Source organism: Leeuwenhoekiella parthenopeia, from assembly GCF_020782115.1.
Taxonomy (GTDB): Bacteria; Bacteroidota; Bacteroidia; order Flavobacteriales; family Flavobacteriaceae; genus Leeuwenhoekiella; species Leeuwenhoekiella parthenopeia.
In genome coordinates this window covers 24,930-50,614 of sequence record NZ_JAJGMW010000016.1, presented here as the reverse complement: position 1 = coordinate 50,614, position 25,685 = coordinate 24,930, and the positions used below count along the sequence as shown (strand labels likewise).

Annotated in this window: 24 protein-coding genes; 14 read left to right on the top strand and 10 right to left on the bottom strand. The window is 42.7% G+C overall.

Annotated elements, in window-relative coordinates; genetic code table 11:
* Positions 1–27: 27 nt before the first annotated feature.
* The 4 genes from porL to topA form a co-directional block, all read right to left on the bottom strand.
* Entirely contained in the window at positions 28–678 is a 651-nt protein-coding gene (porL, locus tag LLW17_RS12520; protein WP_228230630.1) for a type IX secretion system motor protein PorL/GldL, read from the bottom strand.
* A gap of 66 nt (positions 679–744) precedes the next feature.
* On the bottom strand, positions 745–2,118 hold the full coding sequence (gene porK, locus LLW17_RS12515; protein ID WP_228230629.1) for a T9SS ring complex lipoprotein PorK/GldK: 1,374 nt from the start codon (positions 2,116–2,118) through the stop codon (positions 745–747).
* A 106-nt stretch (positions 2,119–2,224) separates the two neighbouring features.
* Positions 2,225–3,391 carry a formimidoylglutamase gene (locus LLW17_RS12510; RefSeq protein WP_228230628.1) on the bottom strand — a complete coding sequence of 389 codons (1,167 nt, stop codon included), beginning with the start codon at positions 3,389–3,391 and terminating at the stop codon, positions 2,225–2,227.
* 3 nt (positions 3,392–3,394) lie between these two features.
* The gene (gene topA, locus LLW17_RS12505) at positions 3,395–5,914 is read right to left on the bottom strand and encodes a type I DNA topoisomerase (RefSeq protein WP_228230627.1); all 2,520 of its coding nucleotides are present in this window, start codon (positions 5,912–5,914) and stop codon (positions 3,395–3,397) included.
* 327 nt (positions 5,915–6,241) lie between these two features.
* Between topA and miaB the strand changes: the two genes are divergently transcribed.
* The 7 genes from miaB to groL all read left to right on the top strand — a co-directional run bounded on the left by miaB (position 6,242) and on the right by groL (position 12,954).
* Entirely contained in the window at positions 6,242–7,687 is a 1,446-nt protein-coding gene (gene miaB / locus LLW17_RS12500) for a tRNA (N6-isopentenyl adenosine(37)-C2)-methylthiotransferase MiaB (protein ID WP_228230626.1), read from the top strand.
* A gap of 9 nt (positions 7,688–7,696) precedes the next feature.
* Positions 7,697–8,950 carry a sigma-54 interaction domain-containing protein gene (locus LLW17_RS12495; protein ID WP_228230625.1) on the top strand — a complete coding sequence of 418 codons (1,254 nt, stop codon included), beginning with the start codon at positions 7,697–7,699 and terminating at the stop codon, positions 8,948–8,950.
* 43 nt (positions 8,951–8,993) lie between these two features.
* Positions 8,994–9,509, top strand: a complete 516-nt coding sequence (lptE, locus tag LLW17_RS12490) for an LPS assembly lipoprotein LptE (RefSeq protein ID WP_228230624.1) — start codon at positions 8,994–8,996, stop codon at positions 9,507–9,509.
* Positions 9,510–9,513: 4 nt separating this feature from the next.
* Positions 9,514–10,425, top strand: a complete 912-nt coding sequence (locus LLW17_RS12485) for a DUF8458 domain-containing protein (RefSeq protein WP_228230623.1) — start codon at positions 9,514–9,516, stop codon at positions 10,423–10,425.
* 52 nt (positions 10,426–10,477) lie between these two features.
* Positions 10,478–10,825: a preprotein translocase subunit SecG gene (gene secG / locus LLW17_RS12480; protein ID WP_228230622.1), complete on the top strand. Its 348-nt coding sequence runs from the start codon at positions 10,478–10,480 to the stop codon at positions 10,823–10,825.
* Between the two features lie 146 nt (positions 10,826–10,971).
* Entirely contained in the window at positions 10,972–11,247 is a 276-nt protein-coding gene (locus LLW17_RS12475; RefSeq protein ID WP_228230621.1) for a co-chaperone GroES, read from the top strand.
* Between the two features lie 69 nt (positions 11,248–11,316).
* Positions 11,317–12,954 (top strand): chaperonin GroEL, encoded by a 1,638-nt coding sequence (gene groL, locus LLW17_RS12470; protein WP_228230620.1) that lies wholly within the window; start codon positions 11,317–11,319, stop codon positions 12,952–12,954.
* 99 nt (positions 12,955–13,053) lie between these two features.
* Here the strand turns inward: groL and LLW17_RS12465 are convergent, their stop codons facing one another.
* From LLW17_RS12465 to xrtF, 3 genes are all read right to left on the bottom strand, one after another.
* Positions 13,054–13,590 (bottom strand): DUF3347 domain-containing protein, encoded by a 537-nt coding sequence (locus tag LLW17_RS12465; protein ID WP_228230619.1) that lies wholly within the window; start codon positions 13,588–13,590, stop codon positions 13,054–13,056.
* A 125-nt stretch (positions 13,591–13,715) separates the two neighbouring features.
* Positions 13,716–14,153 carry an exosortase F system-associated membrane protein gene (locus LLW17_RS12460; RefSeq protein WP_228230618.1) on the bottom strand — a complete coding sequence of 146 codons (438 nt, stop codon included), beginning with the start codon at positions 14,151–14,153 and terminating at the stop codon, positions 13,716–13,718.
* Positions 14,150–14,692 (bottom strand): exosortase family protein XrtF, encoded by a 543-nt coding sequence (gene xrtF / locus LLW17_RS12455; protein ID WP_228230617.1) that lies wholly within the window; start codon positions 14,690–14,692, stop codon positions 14,150–14,152. Before xrtF ends, LLW17_RS12460 begins: the two co-directional genes overlap by 4 nt.
* Before the next feature lie 39 nt (positions 14,693–14,731).
* Between xrtF and LLW17_RS12450 the strand changes: the two genes are divergently transcribed.
* Positions 14,732–15,190, top strand: a complete 459-nt coding sequence (locus LLW17_RS12450; RefSeq protein WP_099647362.1) for a GAF domain-containing protein — start codon at positions 14,732–14,734, stop codon at positions 15,188–15,190.
* A 4-nt stretch (positions 15,191–15,194) separates the two neighbouring features.
* On the opposite strand, the gene LLW17_RS12445 is transcribed toward LLW17_RS12450, so the two are convergent.
* Entirely contained in the window at positions 15,195–16,448 is a 1,254-nt protein-coding gene (locus tag LLW17_RS12445) for an ABC transporter permease (protein WP_228230687.1), read from the bottom strand.
* A 137-nt stretch (positions 16,449–16,585) separates the two neighbouring features.
* Between LLW17_RS12445 and purH the strand changes: the two genes are divergently transcribed.
* The 6 genes from purH (at position 16,586) to rodA (ending at position 23,717) form a co-directional block, all read left to right on the top strand.
* Positions 16,586–18,112: a bifunctional phosphoribosylaminoimidazolecarboxamide formyltransferase/IMP cyclohydrolase gene (gene purH / locus LLW17_RS12440; protein ID WP_228230616.1), complete on the top strand. Its 1,527-nt coding sequence runs from the start codon at positions 16,586–16,588 to the stop codon at positions 18,110–18,112.
* Positions 18,113–18,184: 72 nt separating this feature from the next.
* Positions 18,185–19,213 (top strand): rod shape-determining protein, encoded by a 1,029-nt coding sequence (locus LLW17_RS12435; protein ID WP_228230615.1) that lies wholly within the window; start codon positions 18,185–18,187, stop codon positions 19,211–19,213.
* A gap of 14 nt (positions 19,214–19,227) precedes the next feature.
* Entirely contained in the window at positions 19,228–20,052 is an 825-nt protein-coding gene (gene mreC, locus LLW17_RS12430; protein WP_228230614.1) for a rod shape-determining protein MreC, read from the top strand.
* Positions 20,042–20,548, top strand: a complete 507-nt coding sequence (locus tag LLW17_RS12425; protein WP_228230613.1) for a rod shape-determining protein MreD — start codon at positions 20,042–20,044, stop codon at positions 20,546–20,548. The genes mreC and LLW17_RS12425 overlap by 11 nt, the downstream gene beginning before the upstream one ends.
* Positions 20,545–22,455: a penicillin-binding protein 2 gene (gene mrdA / locus LLW17_RS12420; RefSeq protein ID WP_228230612.1), complete on the top strand. Its 1,911-nt coding sequence runs from the start codon at positions 20,545–20,547 to the stop codon at positions 22,453–22,455. Before LLW17_RS12425 ends, mrdA begins: the two co-directional genes overlap by 4 nt.
* On the top strand, positions 22,455–23,717 hold the full coding sequence (rodA, locus tag LLW17_RS12415; protein ID WP_228230611.1) for a rod shape-determining protein RodA: 1,263 nt from the start codon (positions 22,455–22,457) through the stop codon (positions 23,715–23,717). Before mrdA ends, rodA begins: the two co-directional genes overlap by 1 nt.
* A 27-nt stretch (positions 23,718–23,744) precedes the next feature.
* Here rodA and LLW17_RS12410 read toward each other — a convergent pair whose 3' ends face one another.
* Complete coding sequence (locus LLW17_RS12410; RefSeq protein WP_228230610.1) at positions 23,745–24,551, bottom strand: DNA/RNA non-specific endonuclease; 807 nt, start codon at positions 24,549–24,551, stop codon at positions 23,745–23,747.
* A gap of 1 nt (position 24,552) precedes the next feature.
* Positions 24,553–25,674: an ABC transporter permease gene (locus LLW17_RS12405; protein ID WP_228230609.1), complete on the bottom strand. Its 1,122-nt coding sequence runs from the start codon at positions 25,672–25,674 to the stop codon at positions 24,553–24,555.
* Positions 25,675–25,685 lie beyond the last annotated feature (11 nt).

The window sequence follows — 25,685 nt, the reverse complement described above, 5'->3', positions numbered from 1 at the left end:
TGAATTAAATGAATTTAACTAATTCAGTTATCTTTTGCTCATTGCAGACAACATACCACCATACACACCATTAAGAGAGGACAGGTTGGTTGCTAAACTTTCCATTTGTTCTTTCAACTTACCGGCGTTATTAGCCACTTCGTTGTTAATTTCAGCCTGACGTCCGGCAGTTTCTACCTGAACTTTATAGAGACTGTTCAAAGACTCCATCTGAGCAGCAGCAAGTGCCATCTCCTGACTGTATTTTTTAGTAGAGTTCATAGCTTCTGCAGTTGGAGCCATACCTTTTGCAGCACCTTCAAAACTACGGATACTGGTACCCAGACTGCTCATCAATTCTGCATCTATACGCGCTTCTTTAAGCATCGCATCAAGCTTTTCAGACAATAAACCTTTTGCTTCTGTAAATTCTTCTTTCTTCTTAGGCTTTTCTACTGCAAGTTCTCCCTTTAATTCAGGATACACCAAAGACCAGTCTAACTCATCATCGACGGGTTCAAAAGCCGATAAGGCAAAAATCAGAGCTTCAGTAATAAGACCTATCGCCAGAAGGGTACCACCGTTAAGGGGGCCTAACTCCCAGTGTAAGATTTTAAATAATGCTCCCAGGATTACAACAGATGCACCAAGGCCATAAGCCATGTTTAATAATTTCTTTTTTGTTTTAGCGCTTGCCATTTTTAAAGATTTTTAGTTAAGTGAAATTAGGTTAAGATATATTTGGGGAAATATATTTAGGGTTAATTAGCGGCGCGAAGCACCATTACGCATATTTACATCCTGATCAACGCCAAGGTAATCCTGTACCGTTCTAAAGCCTATATAGCTTCGGGCTGAATCAGCATATTCATAATCACGAGTGCTTACCTGAATCATGTAAGCCACATCTTTCCAGGAACCGCCACGTACCACTTTTCGCGCATTAAGAGGATCGCTTACGTTTGGGTTCATTGTAGAAACATATTCATAGGCGTTAGGATCATAGGATGAAGCCACCCATTCTGAAACATTACCCGCCATATTGTATAAATCGTAGTCATTAGGCTCATAAGCGTCGGCCTCTACGGTATAAAGTGCCTGGTCTGCAGCATAATCTCCTCGCAGCGGCTTAAAGTTTGCCATAAAACAACCCCGGTCATTTTTGGTATAAGGCCCACCCCAAGGATAGGTAGCACCTTCGAGACCTCCACGAGCAGCATATTCCCACTCTGCCTCACTTGGCAGACGGAAACGGTTTACAAGCTCCTGCCCGCGTTGTTTTTTATACGAGTTTTTGTTGTCTGTACGCCATTGACAAAAAGCCTTGGCCTGTTGCCAGCTTACACCAACAACCGGATAGTCATCATAAGCGCTATGCCAGAAGTAATCGTTGTGCATAGGCTCATTATAGGAGTAGGCAAAATCTTTAATCCAAACCGTAGTATCAGGATAAATCTTAGTCTCTTCGGTAATTATAAAATCTTTTCTGGAACCGTTCTTTTTACGGGCCGCAGCCTCAATATCCAAATACTTGTATTTAAACACCAGCTTCTCCACATCAATGGTACGCTGACCGTTGTATGCTTCTTCAAGAGGAATGTACATAGAATCCATAACCATTACATAGGATTCGTCAGGATAATCCATTGGATCATCAATTAAATCAATGTCCCAGTTTAATTTACGGTCACTGTAATCATCGCTAAGACTGTAGTAATTATCATACATATACTGCTCGTACGGGGTCATGTCATCTGGATCGTAATCTATAAAAGCATAATCCCCTATGGTACCATTACCCGGAGTTTCACCCATAAGATCAGCCTCGATAGCTAAACGTGCCCGGATAACAGAATCCCGTACCCATTGCACAAACTGTCTGTATTCTGAATTGGTAATTTCGGTTTCATCCATGTAGAACGAGCGGACGGTAACCGTTTTGGTAGGGGCATCTTTAATGGCGGCGATATCGTCATCACTTTTACCCATAATGTAAGCCCCTCCAGACACTAAAGTCATCCCATAGGGCTTTTCAGGATTCCACTTTTTGCCTTTTGCCCCAACAAGCTCACCGCGATCGTTACGACCGCAACCAATCAACGAGCTCGCAATTGCAATAATTGCAAGAAACTTCTTCATAGGTTAATTATGTTAAATCTAGATTTGAGACGGTAAACCTATCTATAAAAATGCTAAAAAGCAATTTTTTCATGAAAATTACCCGAAAATCTAAATAAATTGTTAATTATATTTCATTCTTAAGCTTTGCTTTATACCATCGCTCCGGAATCTCCTGATTACAAGCGTTTATGTAATCTTCTTCAGTGCAAGGTAATAACGTATGCCTTTTTAATTTAGTATTAACACCTTCCAAAAATGGAATTTCAATCCACCAGCGGTCTGACTTCCGGCTTTTATAAAAGCTAAGCATCTCATCTTCAACAGGGACAGTGTAATGCAAAAAATCTTCATCCCGGTTAGAAAGTGATTCATTCATCCTGAAGTTAACACCCTCTACAAAGTACCAGATCATTTGACCTACAAGCGACGCAGACACCGTAGCTTCGCTGGTTAACTGATACTCAAAAATCCCGAAAACACGCACCCGGTCACTTAAGCCTGCGTAACGGGCGATAGCACAGGATTCCCGCCCATTAAAACCATTACTCTGCTGCGGGTGCATAAAACCAAGCACATCTGCCTGTATTGCCGACAGGTCAAAACTCACGATATCCGCATCTCGCATTACAGGCTCAATCCTGCTGATATCTGCGGTAAGATTACCCAATCTAAACGCATCAAAATAAAGCCTTTCCATCAAATCTATTTCTTCCTGGCTGTTGAAAAAGGTCTGATAACCCAGGTTAGAATAGTTAAACAGATTATAGGGTTGATCAACTATGATTTTGCCCACATACGATTGATGGGTAATGGGCAAACTGCTGTTCCCCAAATCAAAACGACTGTCTACATTGACCAGGTTTACCATCTGGTCCAAATCATCAAACGCGCGGTATAAAGCGTAGGTCAAGTCCTGGCTCCCGCCCAGAATAATGGGGATCACTTCATTTTTAACGCAGGCATTAATCAATTCTTTAAGTGCGTAATAGGTATCTGAAAGCTGATCGCCGGCATCCAGATCACCCAGGTCACCAACCTTACAATGCCAGTTTCCGGGGAAAAGAGTATAAAAAGCTTTTCGCACCGCTGAAAAATCAAGATAATCTTCCTGCTCTTCAATTGCACCACGGCGCTCTCTTACCCCAATGATCACGATATCAAGATCCTCTAGTTCCGGCAAACCCTCTTCCCGCGAATGTATTTGAAGCTGATTGAAGAGTCGCTGTTCATTAAATAAGCCCGCCTGTGCCAAAAGGGCATCAGAGACCGGAAGCAAATTTTCAAATGCCATGAATTATTTCTTTTTTGCCGTTGTCTTCTTACGGGTTGTCTTCTTTTTTGTTGTTTTTGCAGCTTTTTTCTTGGGTTTTGGCCCCTGTTTCTCGATGATATCTTTTACTTCTTCGAGCGTAAGTTCTGCCGCATCAACAGTTTTAGGCAATTCGATCTTCACTTTCCCCTTAATGATGTTAGATCGTCCCCAACGGGCTTTTTCAACCCGAATTCCTTCTTCCTTGAAGTTGTGAATGATTTTATCTTTCTCTTTTTGCTTTTTATCTTCAATAAGCTCTATGATATCATCCTCTGAAAGGTTATCAAAATCGTATTTTTTATTGACATTGATAAAAATACTGTTCCATTTGATGAAAGGCCCAAAACGCCCCACACCTTTGGTTACAGGCTTATCTTCGTATTCGTAGATAGGCGCATCGGCCTTTTGCTTTTCTTTGATGTATTTTACAGCCTCGTCATACTCAACTTCCATAGGGTCGCGACCTTTAGGCAGGGAAACAAAAGTTTTCCCGAACTTCACATAAGGTCCGTAACGGCCATTGTTAACCTCAACGGTTTCGCCCTCATACTCACCCAAATCCCGCGGAAGCTTAAACAAATCCATCGCTTCTTCAAAGGTGATGCTTTCTAATTGCTGATCGGGCAAAAGACCTGCAAACTGCGGTTTCTCGTCATCTTCAACAGAACCTATCTGCACCATCGCACCGTATTTACCCAAACGCACACTCACCGGTTTACCTGTTTTAGGATCTGTACCCAAAACACGCTCCCCTACTTCACGGTCTGCATTTTCGGCCACGTCTTTTACCTGAGGATGGAAATCTTTGTAGAAATCTCTCATCATCTTGGTCCACTCCTCATTACCTTCGGCGATCTCATCAAAATCCTGCTCTACCTTGGCCGTAAAGTTGTAATCCAGAATATTTTCAAAATGGTTGACCAAAAAGTCATTTACCACCATCCCCACATCGGTAGGCACCAGTTTTCCTTTGTCTGAACCCACTTTTTCGGTCAACTTTTTAGCCTTAACGCTTCCGTTTTTAAGCGTTAGCAAATCGTATTCGCGCTCGGTCCCCTCTACATTTCCTTTCTCGATATATTTTCTATTCTGAATGGTGGTAATGGTTGGTGCGTAAGTAGAAGGACGACCTATACCCAGTTCTTCGAGTTTTTTAACCAAAGAAGCTTCAGTGTATCTATACGGCGGTCTTGTAAAACGTTCTGTTGCTGTGATCCACAGATTGTCAAGCACTTCTCCTTCTTGCAATGGCGGAAGGATCCCGCTTTCTTCCTGATCTTCATCATCGGTACCTTCCAGATAAACTTTTAGAAATCCATCAAATTTAATTACCTCGCCATTAGCTGTGAAGTTTGACGGATGGTTTGAAGAAGCAATCTGAACGTTAGTACGCTCCAGACGGGCTTCGCTCATTTGTGAGGCAATTGCCCGTTTCCAGATCAACTCGTACAAACGCGCCTGATCCCGGTCGATATTTACACTGTGTTTGCTAAAATCGGTAGGTCTGATTGCCTCGTGAGCTTCCTGAGCTCCTTTGCTCTTTCCTTTATAATTGCGTTCCTTATGGTATTTCTCACCGTATGCTGCAACAATCTCATCAGCCGCACCTTGTTTGGCATCCTGCGAAAGATTGACACTATCGGTTCTCATATAGGTAATAAGACCCGCCTCATATAAGCGTTGTGCCAGAGTCATCGTCTTACTTACCGAAAAATACAACTTACGTGCAGCTTCCTGCTGAAGGGTTGAAGTTGTAAATGGTGGTGCCGGTGCCTTTTTAGCCGGCTTGGTCGTTAAGGCATCTACCTTGAAGGTTGCATTTGCGTTCGCATTTAAAAAGTCTTCTGCCTCTTTTCGGGTATCCAGGTTCTTCGGAAGCTTTGCTTTTAAAGTTTTTCCTTCCGCATTTGCAAACTCTGCATCTACTCTAAAATAATCTTCGGTATTAAAAGCCTGTATTTCGCGCTCGCGCTCTACAATAAGACGCACAGATACCGATTGTACCCGTCCTGCCGAAAGTCCGCCCTTTACTTTTCGCCATAAAACCGGAGAGATTTCGTAGCCTACCAAACGGTCTAACACACGACGTGCCTGCTGCGCATTAACCAAATTGTAGTCAATTTCTCTTGGGTTTTCTATCGCTTTTAAAATCGCCTTTTTGGTAATTTCAGAAAAAACAATGCGCTTTGTCTTTGATTTGTCGAGATTCAGTTCTTCGGCGAGGTGCCAGGCAATTGCCTCTCCTTCCCGGTCCTCATCACTCGCGAGCCATACGGTCTCTGCTTTATTAGCCAGATCCCTCAGCTTCTTTACAACAGCCTTCTTGTCTTTGTTAACGGTATATTTTGGTTTAAAATCGCCCTCTACATCTACGCCAAGTTCTTTGGTAGGAAGATCGGCAATATGACCAAAGCTGCTTTCAACCTTGTACTCCTTACCTAAAAATTTTTCTATCGTCTTTGCTTTCGCAGGTGACTCAACAATTACCAGATTTTTTGCCATAGTGATTTTTTGAAGCGATTTGCCCTTACATCAAGGGCTACAAGTTCCTTTATTTCTGACTTGAGTTAGGCAAAAGTAGTAGAAATTTTATTATTTAACCGCTAAGCCCCTACAATGCGCCAGACAAGACCTAAATATAGACCTGTTTAAGCTTGCTGCAACGAACTTAGACAAAATTAAAAGAAATCCTGCTTATCCCTCGCCACTAAGTTTTTTCAGCCCAAATCACGTTAGGATCAAAATGATTTAAATTATAAGCTAGTGACACTTTGTCACAACTGGGCTTAATTGTATCTTTGCCCACTATTTTAAGGAAGCAGTTTGTTTATGGAGAAGATTATTGACGAAAAAAAACAAGGCGAAGCTCTGGTTCTTAAGCCTCAAAAGACCAACACCAAAAAACTATTCATCGAGAGCTATGGCTGCCAGATGAACTTTAGCGACAGTGAGATTGTCGCTTCTATACTTTCTAAGGAAGGGTATAACACCACACAATCGCTGGAAGATGCAGATCTGGTTTTGGTAAACACCTGTTCCATTCGCGATAAAGCCGAGCAAACTGTACGCAAGCGTCTGGAAAAATACAATGCCGTAAAGAAAGTAAATCCGGCTATGAAAGTTGGTGTTTTAGGCTGTATGGCAGAACGCCTTAAAAGCAAATTTCTCGAAGAAGAAAAAATCGTGGATCTGGTTGTAGGACCTGATGCCTATAAAGATTTGCCCAATTTATTGAGCGAGGTTGAAGAAGGCCGCGATGCTATAAATGTCATTCTCTCTAAAGAAGAAACTTACGGAGATATCGCGCCTGTTCGCCTGCAAAGCAACGGTGTGACTGCTTTTGTGAGTATTACCCGAGGTTGTGACAATATGTGCACCTTTTGCGTTGTACCATTCACCCGTGGACGCGAACGCAGCCGCGATCCCCAAAGCATCGTAGAGGAAGTAAATGATCTTGCCGCTAAAGGCTTTAAGGAAGTGACCCTGCTCGGACAAAATGTTGACAGCTTTTTATGGTATGGCGGCGGACTCAAGAAAGATTTTGACAAAGCCAGCGATATGGCCAAGGCCACTGCTGTAAACTTTTCAGGCCTACTTGCTATGGTTGCCGAAGCACAGCCCAAAATGCGCATTCGCTTTTCGACCTCTAATCCACAGGATATGACACTGGATGTGATTCGAACAATGGCTAAATATCCCAATATCTGCAAGTACATTCACTTGCCGGTGCAGAGCGGTAGCGACCGTATTCTTAAAGAAATGAACCGCCTGCATACCCGTCAGGAGTATTTTGACCTGATTCACAGCATTCGGGAGATTATCCCGGACTGTGCGATTTCTCAGGATATGATCACCGGCTTCCCAACCGAAACCGATGCCGATCATCAGGACACGCTAAGTCTTATGGAGTATGTGAAGTATGATTTTGGTTTTATGTTTGCCTACAGCGAGCGTCCCGGTACTTTAGCTGCGCGAAAACTCGAGGATGACGTGCCACTGGCAGTTAAAAAAGAGCGCCTGGCCGAAATCATTGCCCTTCAGCAAAAACATTCTTTGCACAACACTCAAAAACAATTAGGCAAAACAGTTGAAGTACTTATAGAGAAAGAATCGAAGAAAAGCGATAAAGAATGGGCCGGGCGTACCACCCAGAACACAGTCGCTGTTTTCCCTAAAGAACATTATAAAGTAGGTGATTTTGTAAATGTTGAAATTTTAGACTGCACCAGCACCACCCTTTTGGGCAGGGCTGTTGGTTATTCAGACAACAATTAAGAGCAAACTATGGAATCAGTTCACGCGATAAAACAACGTTTTGGTATCATAGGCGATGATCCCAAACTCAACCGGTCAATAGAAAAAGCCATTCAGGTGGCACCTACAGATATTTCGGTTTTGGTTACTGGTGAAAGCGGTGTGGGTAAAGAAAGTATTCCGCGTATCATACACGCGCTTTCGCACCGTAAACACAATAAATATATAGCCGTAAACTGCGGCGCTATCCCTGAGGGAACCATTGACAGTGAACTTTTTGGTCACGAAAAAGGCGCCTTTACCGGTGCTACTTCAACCCGAAGCGGTTATTTCGAAGAGGCTGACGGCGGAACCATATTTCTGGACGAAGTGGGCGAATTGCCGCTTCCCACTCAGGTACGCTTGCTGCGTGTTTTGGAAAACGGCGAATTTCTAAAAGTTGGTTCGTCAAAAACCCAAAAAACTGATGTGCGCATTGTAGCTGCCACAAACGTAAAAATGTTTGAGGCTATCAATCAGGAGAAGTTCAGGGAAGATTTATATTATCGCCTGAGTACGGTTGAGATCAGCCTTCCGCCTCTGCGCGACCGTAAAGACGACATTCATTTGCTTTTTAGAAAGTTTGCCTCAGACTTTGCCAGTAAATACAAAATGCCTACTATAAGGCTTGATGATGATGCGGTTCAGCTTTTGTTGAAATACCGCTGGTCTGGTAACATTAGACAATTGCGTAATGTGGCCGAGCAAATTTCGGTACTGGAGCAAAACCGAAGCATTACACTAGAGAAACTACGCGCCTATTTACCCGATACCGGAGCAAATTTGCCTGCGGTTGTAGGATCTAAAAAAGGAGAAAGCGATTTTAGCAGCGAACGCGAGATTTTATACAAAGTGCTTTTTGATATGAAAAGCGACCTCAACGACCTCAAAAAGCTAACGCTGGAGTTGATGGAAAACGGAAACAACGCTTCGGTAAGGGAAGAAAACAAATCACTCATCAAAAAGATTTATCAGGAAGAAGATACTGATGCTTTTGAGAGTGCCGAAGATATTACCGAGGTGCTTCAAATTCCTCAGGAGTCTGTAGTGAGCGCTCCGGCTTCAGACAAATATCATTTTGCCGAAGATGTAGAGGAAGAAGAAACGCTTTCACTTCAGGAAAAAGAACTCGAACTGATTGAAAAATCTCTGGAGCGTCACAACGGCAAGCGCAAAGCAGCAGCAAAAGAACTGGGCATCAGTGAACGCACGCTCTATCGCAAAATCAAACAATACGACTTATAAAAAAGGCGTTACACCATTTTAAGACCTTAGCACACCGGCAACTATGAAAAAACTTAAACTGACTTTTTTATTCTTAAGCCTCTTAACGTTCAACAGCTGCGGGTTTTATTCGTTTACCGGGGTTGACATAGGCAATGCACAAACTTTTGCAGTTCCGTTTTTTCAGAATACCGCAGCGGTGATTGAGCCGGGGATTGACCAGCGTTTTACTTTTGCCTTACAGGATTTAATACAAAACCAAACCAGTCTTAATCTTACGACCAATCTTAATGAAGCCGATCTGGTGTACACCGGTGAAATAATCGACTACTATTTTGCACCCCAAACTGCGACCTCAGATGACGTAGCGGCACAAACCCGTTTGACCATAGTGGTTTTGTGTAGTTTTACCAATAAAGCTATTGAAGACGGAAGCGCCGATTTTGAAAAGCGCTTTTCATTTTTCGTTGATATAGCCGGTAATGCACAACCTGTAGGAACGGTACTGGACGGGGCCATTGAAGAAATTTTTGAACGCATCACGCAAGATATTTTTCAGGCGTCACTGGCAAACTGGTAATCTTATGCACGTTGAAACCTTTACCTATCTTTTAGAACATCCTGACCGCATTACCGCAGATCAGTCCCTCGAACTGAGAGAAATTGTAAAGACCTATCCCTATTTTCAGGCGGCACGTGCGCTCTACCTAAAGGGTCTTAAAAATGAAGACAGTTACCTTTACAATACCGAACTAAAAAAAACAGCGGCACACACGCAGGATCGGAGTGTGCTGTTTGACTACATCACTTCTGAAGTCTTTAATCAGACCGATGTGAGCGAGCAAATTAAAAATCAGGAAGCTCAGCTTAAAAATATGGCTGTTTACGAGTTTACTGATGTCTCAGCCCAACTGGACGCCGAAGAAGTCAACAAAGCTAACAGAGTTCTGGATCCCGACTTTTTTATCCCTAAAGAACCCGTAGAAGAATCTACTCCCGAGAAGCAACTGCAAATAGGTAAACCACTCGACTTCAATAAAAAAGAAACACATTCCTTCAGTGAATGGCTGAAGCTTACTTCTTTTAATAAAATAAACCGGGAAACTGAAGCACTTCCCATAGAAGAAGAAGCTGAAACCCAGACTGAACAAGAAGAAATACGCGCAGATTCTGAATCTTATATTGAACCCCAAATCCCTTCCGAAGACGATCCCGACCGCGCCCGCCGTCTCGAGCTTATTGACCGTTTTATTGAAACCAATCCAAAAATCAAAGTGAGTCCGCCCGATACCGGTTTTAAAAAGACCGATTTGGAAGACCGCTTTAAACCCAGTGACAGCCTGATGACCGAGACTTTGGCCCGGGTTTATGTGGAGCAAAAAAACTACACAAAAGCAAAACAGGCCTATAAAATTTTAAGTTTGAAATATCCGGAAAAAAGTGGTTTCTTTGCAGACCAAATTCGGGCAATAGAACAATTGCAGGAAAGTAAATAAAGAAATAGTGCTTCGTTAAGAAAGACGAACACAAAATATAATACGTAATACAATGTTGTTTCCAATCTTTTTAGTTTTAATCATTATAGTAGCCTTCCTACTTATCGTAGTAATTATGGTACAAAATCCTAAAGGTGGCGGTCTATCCTCTTCTTTTGGTGGTGGAGGCACTCAGCAAATAGGCGGTGTTAAAAAAACCGGAGACTTTTTAGACAAAAGTACCTGGGGATTGGCAACCGTACTTCTTGTACTCATTTTGATATCGAACGTAACCATCTTTGGAGGCAACGACAGCAATGAGTCTAAAGTAATCGAAGGAGAAGATGTGGAAAACATTATGCCATTATCAGAACCTGCTCCGGCCGATGCAGCTCCTGCTACAGATACAGATAATAACTAAATGACAGTTTAGACAACTCATAAATTAGAAGACCGCAATACAGCGGTCTTTTTTTTGCCTTTTTGTCAGCCTTATTTGACTGGCATACTTTATGCCTTTTGGAGGTCACATTCAAGAAAAAATTAATAACTAAAATTTATAGAAAAATGGGAGTAAACATTAAACCTCTTTCAGATCGGGTTTTGGTAGAGCCGATGGCTGCTGAGACCAAAACGGCATCCGGACTTTACATTCCGGAAACAGCAAAAGAAAAACCTCAACAAGGTAAAGTTGTAGCTGTAGGAAGCGGTAAAAAAGATCACGAAATGACCGTGAAAGTGGGCGACACTGTTCTTTACGGAAAATATTCGGGTACCGAATTAAAATTAGAAGGAACTGATTACCTGATGATGCGCGAAGACGACATCCTGGCGATCATCTAATTCAACTTCTGTTTAACGCAATAATTATCAATTCTTTCGCATTCGCGAAAAACAAAAAATTTAACAAAAATGGCTAAAAATATAACCTTTGACATCTCAGCAAGAGATGGCATAAAACGCGGTGTAGATGCACTCGCAAACGCGGTAAAAGTAACTCTAGGACCTAAAGGTCGTAACGTAATCATCAGCAAATCTTTTGGTGGCCCACAGGTAACCAAAGACGGGGTAACCGTTGCAAAAGAGATCGAACTCGAAGATCCTCTTGAAAATATGGGAGCACAGATGGTTAAGGAAGTAGCTTCTAAAACCAACGATCTTGCCGGTGACGGTACAACTACTGCAACCGTACTTGCTCAGGCAATCGTACAGGAAGGTCTTAAAAACGTTGCTGCCGGTGCAAACCCGATGGATTTGAAACGCGGTATTGACAAAGCAGTTGAAGCAATCACTGCAGACCTTGAAAAACAAGCTAAAGAAGTAGGAAGCTCTTCTGAAAAAATAAAGCAGGTAGCTTCAATCTCTGCAAATAACGATGACGTTATTGGGGAGTTGATCGCTGAAGCTTTTGGCAAAGTAGGCAAAGAAGGTGTTATCACCGTTGAGGAAGCAAAAGGTACCGAAACTTACGTAGACGTTGTAGAAGGTATGCAATTTGACCGCGGATACTTATCTCCGTATTTTGTTACCGACAGTGAAAAAATGCAGACTGAACTGGACAATCCTTACATCCTGTTATACGACAAGAAGATCTCTTCTATGAAAGATTTACTTCCTGTTTTGGAGCCGGTTGCTCAGTCAGGTAAACCTTTACTTATCGTAGCTGAAGATGTAGACGGTGAGGCTCTTGCAACACTTGTAGTAAATAAATTACGTGGTGCACTTAAAATCGCTGCTGTGAAAGCTCCAGGTTTTGGAGATCGTCGTAAAGCAATGCTTGAAGATATCGCCATTCTTACCGGTGGTACGGTAATAAGCGAAGAGCGCGGTTTCACACTTGAAAACGCAACTGTAGATATGTTAGGTACTGCAGAAAACATAACCATCGATAAAGACAATACTACTATTGTAAATGGTGGTGGCGAAAGCGACGCGATTAAAACTCGTGTTAACCAAATCAAAGCTCAGATTGAAACTACAACCAGCGATTATGATAAAGAAAAATTACAGGAACGTCTGGCTAAACTAGCCGGTGGTGTTGCTGTTCTTTATGTAGGCGCTGCTTCTGAAGTAGAAATGAAAGAGAAAAAAGACCGTGTAGATGACGCCCTTCACGCAACCCGTGCGGCTGTAGAAGAAGGCATCGTTGCCGGTGGTGGTGTTGCTTTGGTTCGCGCAAAACGCGTTCTTGAAGGACTAAAATCTGAAAACGCAGACGAGGCAACCGGAATTAAAATCGTTGACCGTGCAATCGAAGCTCCATTACGCACAATTGTTGCTAATGCTGGCGGCGAAGGTTCTGTTGTGATCGCTAAGGTAATTGAAGGTGAAGCAGACTACGGATACGACGCCAAGACTGAGCGTTATGTAAATATGCTTACCGAAGGAATCATAGATCCTAAGAAAGTAACCCGTGTTGCTCTTGAAAACGCAGCTTCGGTTTCTGGTATGATTCTTACTACCGAGTGTGCATTGACTGACATTCCTGAGGAGAAAGGCGGAGGCGCTATGCCAGGAGGAATGGGCGGCGGTATGCCCGGAATGATGTAAGCGCAAGCCGTACAGGCAAACCTTATAAAGCAAAAATCCCTTTGGTTGACCAAAGGGATTTTTTTATTTCTGAACTTTAAACCCTTAACAGACAGAGGGTTATTCAATCTTAGAGTCAACCGTACCGCAATTGAGCATGACATCTCCAAAATACGGATTGTAAACTTTTTCCTCATTAGAAATCCAATACGCTCCTTTCCCGTCAAAAGCCATTGGGCAATACTGATAATACAGGCTACCTGAGGCGATATTTGCTTCTACCAAAGATTTAATCTCAGCGGTTAAATCTTCAAAACGGGCTCGCTGCAGGTTTACATCGGTCGCGGCAGCAATATCCTGAGCAGCAACCAAAAGATCAGCCGTATCATCATCTAATTCTTTAATACTTTCCAACATTTTTGAAGCAGCAGCCCTGGCAGCCTCAGCATCGGTATTGACGAGTGCAACCTTGAGTAAATTGTAGTCATCATAAACCCGAGCAACCTGTTCGTCTTCAAACTGTGCCTCACGCTCACTGCCCGTATAGATTTCTTTCTGAGTTGCATCAGTAGAAACGCTTACCGTTTCTGATTTTGTTTTCTTTTCGCCGCAGGCTAAAAACACCAGCGTAGCGCATGCTATAAGTACTTTTTTCATCTATTTAAATGTTGTCAAGAATTAGAGTTCAGTTAATTATTTTGGTAGATAATGACCTTTATTTACCAAATGCCACTTATGGGCTTTTGTAATTTAAAATTCAATTTTCCGGCTAAAGATACAAACTACGCGCTGCTCTTGAGCCTTTGGTAATAAAATGCAGGAATTAAAATAAGGAGCAACATGGGTTGAATCAAAAACCGCCTGATGTAAAAAAGCAACAGGTTAAGCTCTATAGTATAGCTATTTAGCACTAAAGCGAAGGCTGTTAGGAGTAAAATAAATGTCGCCGCATAAATAAGCAGCAGTATTTTAAAATTTTCGCTGCTGCGAAAAAGCAAAAGAATAAAAACAATGGAGATTGAAGCATTCAGCCAAAAACGGATGCCGGTGTGCACGATGAGTTTTATAAAATCCAGTTGAGGAAGCGAAGCGTCGTACAGATAGGCCGATTCAAAAAAAAGAAGCAACGGATCATAAAACAACTGCTGTTGAAAAATGCGAATACACCCCAAAGCAATTATTAAAACAGCACACACTAAAATCACAAGACCTTTTCTCATTTCATCCGGCCTTTAAACCTGCGAATCCAAAAAAGCCAAAGCATTACTACCAGCCCGTAAATGATACCCGGAAAAACAACGTCGTGTAAAAGATCTTTATAATCCGGGTATTGATACAAACCAATACTCAGCAAGGCGATGCGTATAATATTGATGCTATAGATAAGCACACCACCACCAAGAATAAACAGCAGCGTGGGGCGCAATCCCTGATAAAATGCCAAAATAAACGCAGCAAATAAAATCATTACACTTACTGCATTACAACCTTCTACCACACGGGCTACAAACAGGTCGTTTACATACAATTTCATAGAAGCCTCGTTTGGATGCGGTTCAATCTCTCCACGATATCCTATCATATTCACCAGGCTTTCGCTCTGCTCAGCTACGCGATGTGTGATATAATCTGGATAATAGACTTCTGACTGCGCATATTTCAAATACATCGCATAACTAAACGTCAACACGAGATACACCCCTAAAAAAGTAAGGATAAACGAAAGTACCGACTTATATTTGCGAATCAATTGAAGCACTAAAAAACAGGTTTAAAACCGCCCTAAAATACAAGAAAAATGACTTTTGAAGCTCTAAAACCACAAGTATCAACTATTCTGCAACAAGATCAGCTTTCGGTAGAGCACCGTCTTGAAGAACTTTGCACGCTTTTACGTGCTGAAGTTGATTATTACGACTGGGTAGGTTTCTATTTTAAGAATGGAGATAAAGACGAACTAAAACTAAGCTCCTACGCCGGCGAGCCTACAGATCATACCATAATTCCTTTTGGAAAAGGCATCTGCGGTCAGGTAGCCGTATCCAATCAAAACTTTGTGGTGCCAGATGTTAAGGCTCAGGACAACTATATCGCCTGCAGCATTACCGTGAAAGCAGAGATCGTTGTCCCACTATTTGTTGACGGAAAAAACATAGGTCAAATCGACATTGATTCAAATACCGCAGACCCCTTTACGGAAGCTGACGAGCGCTTTTTAGAATGGGTAAATGAGCAGGTTTCGGGAATTTTAAGCTAAAAATTTACATCCCCGTCCTGATCGCCTCTACCGGGTCTAAACGCGAAGCCATAAAAGCAGGCACAATTCCGGCGATTAAACCTATTATCACAGAACTGAAAAGTCCGTAGAAAATATTGGTAGCCGAAAGCACAAATTCAAAGCTTCCGGTGAATTGCGAGAGGACGATGGTAATAATCCATACCAGCCCCAGACCGATCAATCCGCCTATGGCAGCCAGAATTATTGATTCAAATAAAAACTGAAGCAAAATAAACTTGTTTTTGGCTCCCAAGGCCTTTTGAATCCCAATCAGATTGGTACGCTCCTTTACGCTTACAAACATAATATTGGCGATTCCAAAACCTCCTACCAGTAGGGAAAAAAGCCCAATAAATCCTCCGATGGTTGACATCGTACCCGTGATATTATCTATAAAATCGGTAAAACCCGAAAGCTGATTGATAAAGAAGTTATTGACTTCGTCCGTTTTCAATCCCCGAAACTGACGTAAGCGCTGGGTTAGAACCGCATTAAATTCCGGAATATCCACTCCGGATTCTGGCTTAATTACAATCTGCGGAAATGCAGATTTATTATTACTTCCGTAAATACGACGCACCACATTTACCGGAAGTATGACCATTCCATCTTTAGACGGACCAAAAATGCTGCTTCCTTCTTTCTCCAAAACTCCTATTACCGAAAATCGCTGTCCGTACAGGCGCACCTCTTTTCCGATAGGATCAAGGCCGCCAAACAAACCTTCGGCAATCTCATCTCCCAGCACCACAACGTTTGAACCACTGTTCGATTCGGCCTCATTAAAAAAACGCCCTTCTTCAAGCTGCAAGGCTTCAATATTGTAATAACCGTCTGTAACCGGTGCAATACTCACTCCTGTAACCAGCTTATCGCCATACTTTATAGATTCCTGAGGCACATTGAGACTGAAAGAGGCGGCCTCTACATCAGGCACGTTTCGGCTTATAAACTGAAACTCCTCATACGTCACATCAGGAAATTGTTCCCGTTTCCATTGTGGGATATCGGTGGGGCCAAACGAAAAACGCATCAGAATAATCGTACTGTTGTCAAGAGAAGACAGACTGCCCTTAATTTCCTGTTTTAGCGAATCTACAGCTGCAAGTACTCCTATAATCGAAAAGATACCTATGGTTACCCCCAACAGCGATAGCAGTGTACGCAACTTGTTATTACGCAATGCGTTAATAGCAAATGCCAGACTCTCTTTTAAAACCCTGAGGTAAATAAGCATGGTATAGATTGGATTAGAATGACGGTATGACGCAAAAGGGCGCATATCGTTACAAAATTATAGCTAGAAATTACAAAAATATGCGTGACGTTTTAGTGCTTAAATTCATACTTTTGCACCCAAAATAAATTTTTCTTATGAGCACTCCTATTCAGGCCAAAGCAGCCCTGGTTTCCGTTTTTAGTAAAGAAGGTCTAGAACCGCTTATCAAAAAATTTCATGAACTTGGCATAACGCTTTATTCTACGGGGGGCACCGAAAAATTTATACGCGATTTAGACATCCCGGTTGTACCTGTTGAAGATATCACTTCGTATCCTTCTATTTTGGGCGGAAGAGTTAAAACCTTACATCCTAAAATCTTTGGTGGAATTTTGAACCGCCAGGATCACGAGGGCGATGTTGCCGAGATGGAAGAATATCAGATTCCACAGTTGGATATCGTAATTGTAGATTTATATCCTTTTGAGAAAACGGTGGCTTCAGGAGCTTCTGAGCAGGACATCGTTGAGAAGATAGACATTGGCGGTATTTCACTGATTCGCGCTGCAGCTAAAAACTTTAAAGACACGCTTTGTGTTTCTTCGGTTGACGATTATGAAGAGGTTTTAGAACTTATTTCAGCAAATGAAGGAACCACTACCCTGGCCGATCGCAAGCGTTTTGCAGCAAAAGCATTTAATGTCTCTTCACATTACGACACAGCGATCTTCAATTATTTTAACGAAGAAGAAACCGTTTACAAAGCCAGTTATACACAGGGTAAAAGCTTACGTTATGGTGAAAACCCGCATCAAAAAGGAACGTTTTACGGAGATTTTGACGCAATGTTTGAGCAACTGCACGGAAAAGAGCTTTCCTATAACAATTTGCTTGACGTAGATGCTGCCGTAAACCTAATGGCCGAATTTAAAGATGAAAATCCAACCTTTGCCATTTTAAAGCACAACAATGCCTGCGGAGTAGCACAGCGCGCGACATTACACCAGGCTTATGTAGATGCTTTGGCAGGAGACCCCGTATCTGCCTTTGGAGGTATACTTATCGCCAACAAAGAAATTGATAAAGCTACCGCCGAAGAGATTCACAAACTGTTCTGTGAGGTAGTGATTGCTCCTTCTTATTCTGAAGCCGCTTTAGAAATTTTAAAAGAAAAGAAAAATAGAGTACTGCTGGTTCAAAAGCCGGTTGACCTTCCTAAAGATCAGGTGCGCAGTTGTTTAAACGGCGTGCTGGTTCAGGATAAAGATTTTATAACAGACAGCCTTAAAGATCTTAAGACGGTAACAAACAATAAACCCACGGTTGAAGAGTTAACTGACTTAGTATTTGCTTCAAAAATCTGCAAGCACACCAAGTCGAACACGATTGTATTTGCTAAAGACAAACAGCTTTTTGCAAGTGGTACCGGTCAGAATTCACGAGTTGATGCTTTGCGTCAGGCAGTAGAAAAAGCCACTTCATTTGGTTTTGACCTTAAAGGTGCCGTGATGGCGAGTGATGCATTTTTCCCGTTTCCGGATTGTGTGGAGCTGGCAGATAAGGCAGGTATTACTGCGGTAATTCAACCCGGAGGTTCCATAAAAGATCAATTAAGCATTGATTATTGCAATGAACACGATGTGGCGATGGTAATGACCGGAACAAGACATTTTAAACACTAATAAACCGTATTTTTTAAGTACATTTAAAGATTAACCTTTTAGCATCTAACCTCCCTAATCACATCATAGCTTATGGGCTTTTTTGATTTTCTTACCGAAGAAATAGCAATAGATCTTGGTACCGCAAACACCCTCATCATCCACAACGATAAAGTTGTGGTTGACAGTCCGTCTATTGTAGCCCGTGACCGGGTGAGCAATAAGATTATCGCTGCCGGTAAAGATGCCGCGATGATGCAGGGCAAAACGCATGAAAACATCAAAACCATCCGGCCTTTGAAAGACGGGGTTATTGCAGACTTTGATGCCAGCGAGCAAATGATGAGTATGTTCATCAAAGAGATCCCTGCGCTCAAAAAACGCCTTTTTGCTCCTGCCTTGCGTATGGTTATTTGCATTCCTTCCGGGATTACAGAGGTTGAAATGCGCGCGGTTAAAGAAAGTGCAGAGCGTGTAAACGGCAAGGAGGTTTATTTGATTCACGAGCCTATGGCAGCAGCTATAGGTATTGGGGTAGACATTATGCAGCCTAAAGGAAATATGATTGTGGATATAGGTGGTGGTACTACCGAAATTGCCGTGATCGCTTTAGGTGGAATTGTCTGCGATAAATCGGTTAAGATTGCGGGAGATGTTTTTACAAACGACATCATCTATTATATGCGCACCCAGCACAACCTTTATGTAGGGGAACGCAGTGCGGAAAAAATTAAAATACAAATTGGTGCAGCTACTGAAGATTTAGAAGTTCCGCCGGAAGATATGAGCGTTCAGGGACGTGACCTGCTAACCGGCAAACCGAAGCAGGTATCAATCTCTTATCGTGAGATCGCCAAGGCTTTAGATAAATCGATCCTGCGTATTGAAGACGCTGTGATGGAAACCTTATCTCAAACCCCGCCCGAACTTGCTGCAGACATTTATAACACCGGTATTTACCTAGCCGGTGGTGGTAGTATGTTGCGCGGTCTTGATAAGCGTTTATCGCAAAAAACCGATTTACCCGTTTATATTGCCGAAGATCCGCTTCGCGCTGTAGTACGCGGTACCGGTATTACGCTAAAAAACCTGAACAGATTCAAGAGCGTTCTCATCAAATAATAGCATTGTGATTCATGCAGCAAATTGTCAATTTTCTAATCAAGTATAGAAACTTTCTGCTATTTGCATTTTTGCTGTTTTTATCCCTTGTTTTTACCATTCAGTCGCATTCCTATCACCGAAGCAAATTTGTCAACTCGGCAAATTTTCTTAGTGGTGGTATTTTTACGGCTATCGACAACGTTTCGACCTACTTTGATCTAAAAACCCATAATGAGCAGTTGCTTGCCGAAAACAGCCGTCTTAGACAACAGCTTCTCAACACACGGGACAGTGTTTCGCAGAAAATTGACACCTCAAGCTTTGGTACAAAATTTAAAATTACCACCGCAAAAGTCATCAACAACAACTACTCACACAAAGACAATTTCCTAACCTTAAAAGCCGGTCGTGACGCAGGGATAAAGCAAGACCTGGGCGTTATAACCAGCAAAGGGATTGTAGGGATTGTAGATAAGGTATCTCCGGGCTATGCCACCGTAATGAGCATTCTCAACAGCAACTCCCAGATCAATGCCAAATTGAAGAAGAGCAATCACTTTGGAATTTTAGTATGGAAAGGCGGTGACCCCAATCTCGTTGATCTTATCGACGTGCAGTCTAAAGCCCCTGTAAAACAGGGCGACACCATCGTAACCGGTGGAAAATCAACCATTTTTCCGGAGGGTATTGGTATAGGTACCATAGAGCAGTTTGCACTGGATCCTACCGAAAATTTTTACAGCATCAAGGTTAAACTTTTTAACGATATGACTAATGTAGGTCACGTGTACGTGATTGAAAACCTGGACCGGAAAGAAATACAAACTTTAGAACAGGAAACCCGCGATGAGCAATAGTATAATACGTAACACCCTACGCTTTATCGTGCTGGTCCTGGCACAGATTACCCTGTTTAACAACATCGAGTTTTTAGGCTATATAAACCCCTACCCGTATATTCTGTTTATACTTCTGTTTCCAATAGGTGACAACCGCGCGCTCTTATTGTTTTCGAGCTTTTTACTGGGACTCAGTATAGATATGTTTACCAATAGTGGCGGGATGCACGCAGCTGCAAGTGTAACGGTTGCCTACATACGCCCATGGATCCTGCAATCTATTTTTGGTATTGCCTACGAGTACAATGCCGTGAAAATCTCAACCGCGGCTTATGGCGAGCGACTGCTCTTCATCAGCATTATGATTTTCGCACATCACCTCATCCTTTTTTCTCTCGAAAGTTTTAACTTTTCAGATATAATCTATATACTTAAGAAGACGTTGTTCAGTGGGGTATTTACTTTAACCCTCTGCATGCTTTTTATCACCCTCTTTAGTTTTAGACGTAAATGAGAAGAATACTGCTATTTACTGTTGTATTGGTTTCCGGACTTTTATTTACCGGAAGGCTATTCTATTTACAAATCTTAAATACTTCATACGCCGGCCTGTCTGAAAACAATGCGATTAAACGCAGCTTCGACTATCCGCAACGCGGTCATATTTACGATCGCAATGGCGAACTGCTGGTTAGTAACCAGCCCTCGTATGATGTGATGGTAATACCGCGCGAAGTAGAGCCTTTTGACACCCTGGAACTCTGCCAGATGCTTAAGATGACCAAAGAAGCTCTGGTAACGCGTCTTGAAAAGGCAAGGGTTTATTCACCGCGCCTGCCTTCTATTGTCATACCTCAGCTTACGAAGTCTGAGTACGCCTATTTACAGGAAAAAATGCGCAAATACGAAGGTTTCTATATTCAAAAACGTTCTTTAAGGGATTATCAAATAGATTTTGGCGCCAATTTTTTAGGCTATATAGCCGAAGTAAACCAATCTGACATCGAAGCAAACCCGTATTATCAATCGGGAGACTTAAGAGGTAGAACAGGAGTAGAAAAACAATATGAAGATGTTTTAAGAGGAGTCAAGGGCGTAAAATATATTCAAAAAGACCGCTTCAATCGCGACATAGGCCCTTATAAAAACGGAAGCCTAGATACCCTACCCCAACCCGGTAAAGACATTACCCTTACCGTAGATGCTGCACTGCAACGCTATGGAGAAGAATTGATGGTCAATAAACGTGGCGGTATTATTGCCATAGAGCCTGCTACCGGTGAAATCCTTGCCTTGATATCTGCACCCAATTACGATCCTGCTTTGCTGGTAGGGCGTGAACGTTCGGCTAACTTTACCAAACTTTGGTACGATACTATCTCAAAACCTCTGTTTGACCGCAGTCTTCAGGCAGAATATCCTCCCGGCTCACCCTTTAAAACCTTAAATGCGCTTATCGCATTGCAGGAAGGCGTGGTCAACACTGAAGAGAGTTTTTCCTGTCACGGCGGCTATGTTTATGGACGAGGCCGAAAACTGGGTTGTCACCACCATCCTTCACCACTGAGTATGATTCCGGGTATTGCCAACTCGTGTAATGCCTATTTCGCCAATGTTTACCGACGCGTCATTGAAAAATACGATTCTCCTCAGGAAGGTATGGACGTCTGGAATAATCACCTTGCCAGTTTCGGGCTTGGTGACTTCATGGGAACCGACCTGCCTACAGGACGTCCCGGCTTTATTCCGGATAGCAAGTTTTACAATAGGTCGTACGAGTACCCAAAATACAAGTGGTTTAGTACTGCCACAATATCTAACTCCATTGGTCAGGGCGAGGTAATCACTACGCCTATTCAATTGGCAAACGTCACAGCGGCCATTGCTAACCGGGGTTGGTATTATACACCTCATATCATAAAAAGTATTGAAGGAGATGAAAAGCAAATTCCCGAAGAATACCGAACCAAGCATGTTACCAGTATAGATCCTGCTAATTTTGAACCGGTAGTTCAGGGTATGTACGATGTGTATAACTACGGAACAGCATCGGCCGTGCGTATCGCCGATATTGATATTTGTGGTAAAACCGGTACTGCCGAAAATTACACCAAGATTAACGGGGAGCGCGAACAATTAACCGACCACTCGATCTTTGTGGCTTTTGCGCCAAAAGATAACCCAAAAATTGCCATCGCGGTTTTCGTAGAAAACGGATACTGGGGATCGCGTTACGCCGGTAAAATCGCCAGTTTAATGATTGAAAAACACATTAAAGGCGAAATCACCAGAACAGATCTTGAAGAATGGGTACTTACCCACAGCCTTGAGGACGAATATGCAAAACCGTTAAGCGGCCAGCCCTTCTATATCAATGATGGTAAAAAATTAAGTGGCATTCCCGAAAAGCCTCAACTTTAATGGCTATAAATACACGCAACCGCGGAACTTTTGACTGGTTAATTATTGTATTATATCTCGCTTTAGTAGGTATTGGGTGGGTGAATATCATCTCGGCATCTATAGATCCTACGGAGAATTACAATCTCTTTGACCTGAGCAACCTCTATGCAAAACAATTGCTTTTTATAGGTCTAAGCATTCTGCTCATCATATTTATCCTGTCACTCGAAGCTAAGTTTTTTGAACGCTTTGCGAGTATTATTTATGTAGTTTCCATCCTGTCACTTCTGGGGCTTTTTGTTTTTGGAAAAACCATTTCAGGCGCTACCAGTTGGTACGGCTTCGGAAGTTTTGGCCTGCAGCCCAGCGAATTTGCCAAGGCCGCAACAGCACTCGCTTTGGCCAAATACCTAAGTGATATTCAGACCGATGTAAAATCATTTGTTCATCAACTTAGAGCTTTTGTAATTATTGCTCTACCCGCTATTTGTATTATTCCACAACCCGATCCCGGTAGCGCGCTGGTGTATGCCGCCTTTTTCTTTCCACTTTACCGCGAAGGACTTTCAGGTATTTACCTCATTATTGGCTCTGTTGTAGTAGGCCTTTTTATACTGACGCTGGCTTTTGGCCCTTATTACGTCATTGCAGGAATTTTTGCGATTGCGGTAATTCTGCTCATAATGAACCGCAAAAAGCGCTTCGGCAAACGACTGTATTACGTTTTACCCATAGTCTCAATGCTCTTTGTATTTTCGGTAGATTATATCTTTCAAAACGTTTTTGAACAGCGCCATCGCGACCGCTTTAATGTGGTATTGGGGAAAGATGTAGATATGAAAAGCATAGGCTACAACACCTACCAGTCTGAAATTGCAATTGGCAACGGGGGTTTATTTGGAAAGGGCTTTTTGAAGGGAACTCAGACCAAAGGCGATTTTGTACCTGAGCAGCAAACCGACTATATTTTTAGCACCGTGGGTGAAGAATGGGGCTTTCTAGGCAGCACGCTGGTCATCTTCCTCTTTGTGGGCCTTATGTTGCGCGTCATTATACTTGCCGAACGGCAAAAGAGTCAGTTCAGTCGTATTTACGGCTATAGCGTTGCCGGAATTCTATTCATTCACTTTCTGGTAAATATCGGGATGGTAACCGGGGTGCTTCCTACGGTAGGTATTCCCCTGCCCTTTTTCAGTTATGGGGGCTCATCCTTATGGGGCTTTACGATCTTGCTATTCATATTCGTTAAACTAGATAGCAACCGGGTTAACGACTGGTAGAATTTGGGCGAAAAGACTTTTGGAAAATCAGAATTTCCAGTCTGTAACCGAATGGGAAGCTTCCAGTTGAGCTTCAGTAGCATCGTCTAGCTGCGGAAAGAAATCGAGTTCGGTTAGCTCTTCAATCGCATCTATTGTAACTAAAAATGCTTTTAGATCCTGATCGCTTTCGCTATGCGGAATTAAAAAAGCGAGCGCCGTAAAACCGGAAGCGTCTTTTCGAATCAAAATTTTATAGAAAGCTGAAGGGACATAAACTTCCTCTTCGCCTATTTTGTCAACAGGATCTTTCAGAAGTCCGCCTGTAATAATAGTAAGCTCCCCATAACGCCGCGCCCAGTCACGCACCTGATTTTCAAGCCTGTTCCAAACCCCTCCATTAAATTCCTGCAATTGCGGACTAATATTACTCGTCAAAAAGGTTTCGTTATACGCCTGCGTACTGAAACGACGATCCCCGGCTGGACATAGGTGCCCCCGGTCATAGCCGCTGTTCTTATAATTACGCCAATGTGCGGCGCCGGTTTTCACCGCCGGGTCAATCTCAAAATAGGGCCTGCTCAAATTGGTCTCCGTAAGCTGATCTTTAGTTAAGGTATAGGCCACCCAACTCGCCTGCTCAGCCTCCTCGCTATACTCAAGAGTGTAATAATCGTGGTTAATGATTTGATTTGAGGTAGCAGCCGGCAGAAAAAAGTCCAAATCTTCAGACTTTACGCTTGCACCGGCCTCAACATACTTCTGTTTTTCCTGTGCATCCAGATACCTTTCGGCCAAAAAAATAAGTGTTACCGCCACCATCATCAGGAACGGATACGTGTATTTACGTTTCATATTAGTTGATTCCTTTTACGTCAAGGGCATCACGCAAGGCATTACCCATAAGCATAAATGCCATTACCAGACTCATGATAGCCAGGCCGGGAATAATGGCTAAATAAGCTTTGCCTAAAATTATATACGAGTAGTGATCTTTAATCATCGCACCCCAGCTGGGGATAGGCGGTTGAGCTCCAATTCCCAAAAAGCTGAGCCCGCTTTCAATGAGAATGGCTCCTGCAAAGTTTGCCGCACTGATCACAATAACGGGAGCCAGAATGTTAGGTAAAATATGCCGAAACAAAATGCGCATATCTTTATAACCCAGTGCACGGGCTGCAGTTACGTATTGCGCTTCCTTGACGCTTAAAACCTGCCCCCGCACTACACGGGCAACCTCGACCCACATCGTTAGCCCAACAGCTATAAAAACCTGCCAGAAGCCTTTACCCAAAGCCAAAGTGATTGCTATCACCAGAAGTAAGGTTGGGATAGACCAGGTTACATTGATAATCCACATCACGAGTGCATCAATTTTTCCACCGAAATAGCCTCCAATTGCGCCCATAAAGATTCCGATGAGTAATGAAATCAATACAGCTACAAAACCAATACTGAAGGAAATACGGGTACCTATAAGCATTCTGCTCAGGAGATCCCTTCCGTATTTATCGGTACCGAGAATAAAGGTTTTCTCTGAAACAAAATCGTCTTCAAAAGCGGAAGGATCAATTTGCCCTTGTAGGCCAAAGTCTGTGTATGCTATGGCTTTAGTCAACTCCCCCGCTCCCTCATCGCTGTAGGGAACATACTCCACTTCATTCTCTGTAAGGCGGAATGAATCAATCGGGATTTCGGTATCTGCATTGGCTTTACCTAGAAACAGCTGACTAAAAAAGGATTGCTCCGCGGGGTCAGGACCCGGCACCGTTAGCATTTTTACGGTAAATCCCGGCTTTTTAGAATGAATGGAAAGATGCATCTGGTTTGCATTTTGGGTATCGTCTGGCGCCAGCGCATAGGCGAAAAGGGCAACAAAGCCGCAAAGCACGATGTATATAAAACTCAAAACGCCCCAGAAATTTCGTTTGAATTTCCGGAGCGCTAATTGAGTTAATGAACTGGATTTTTCTGCCATAGATGACTCAC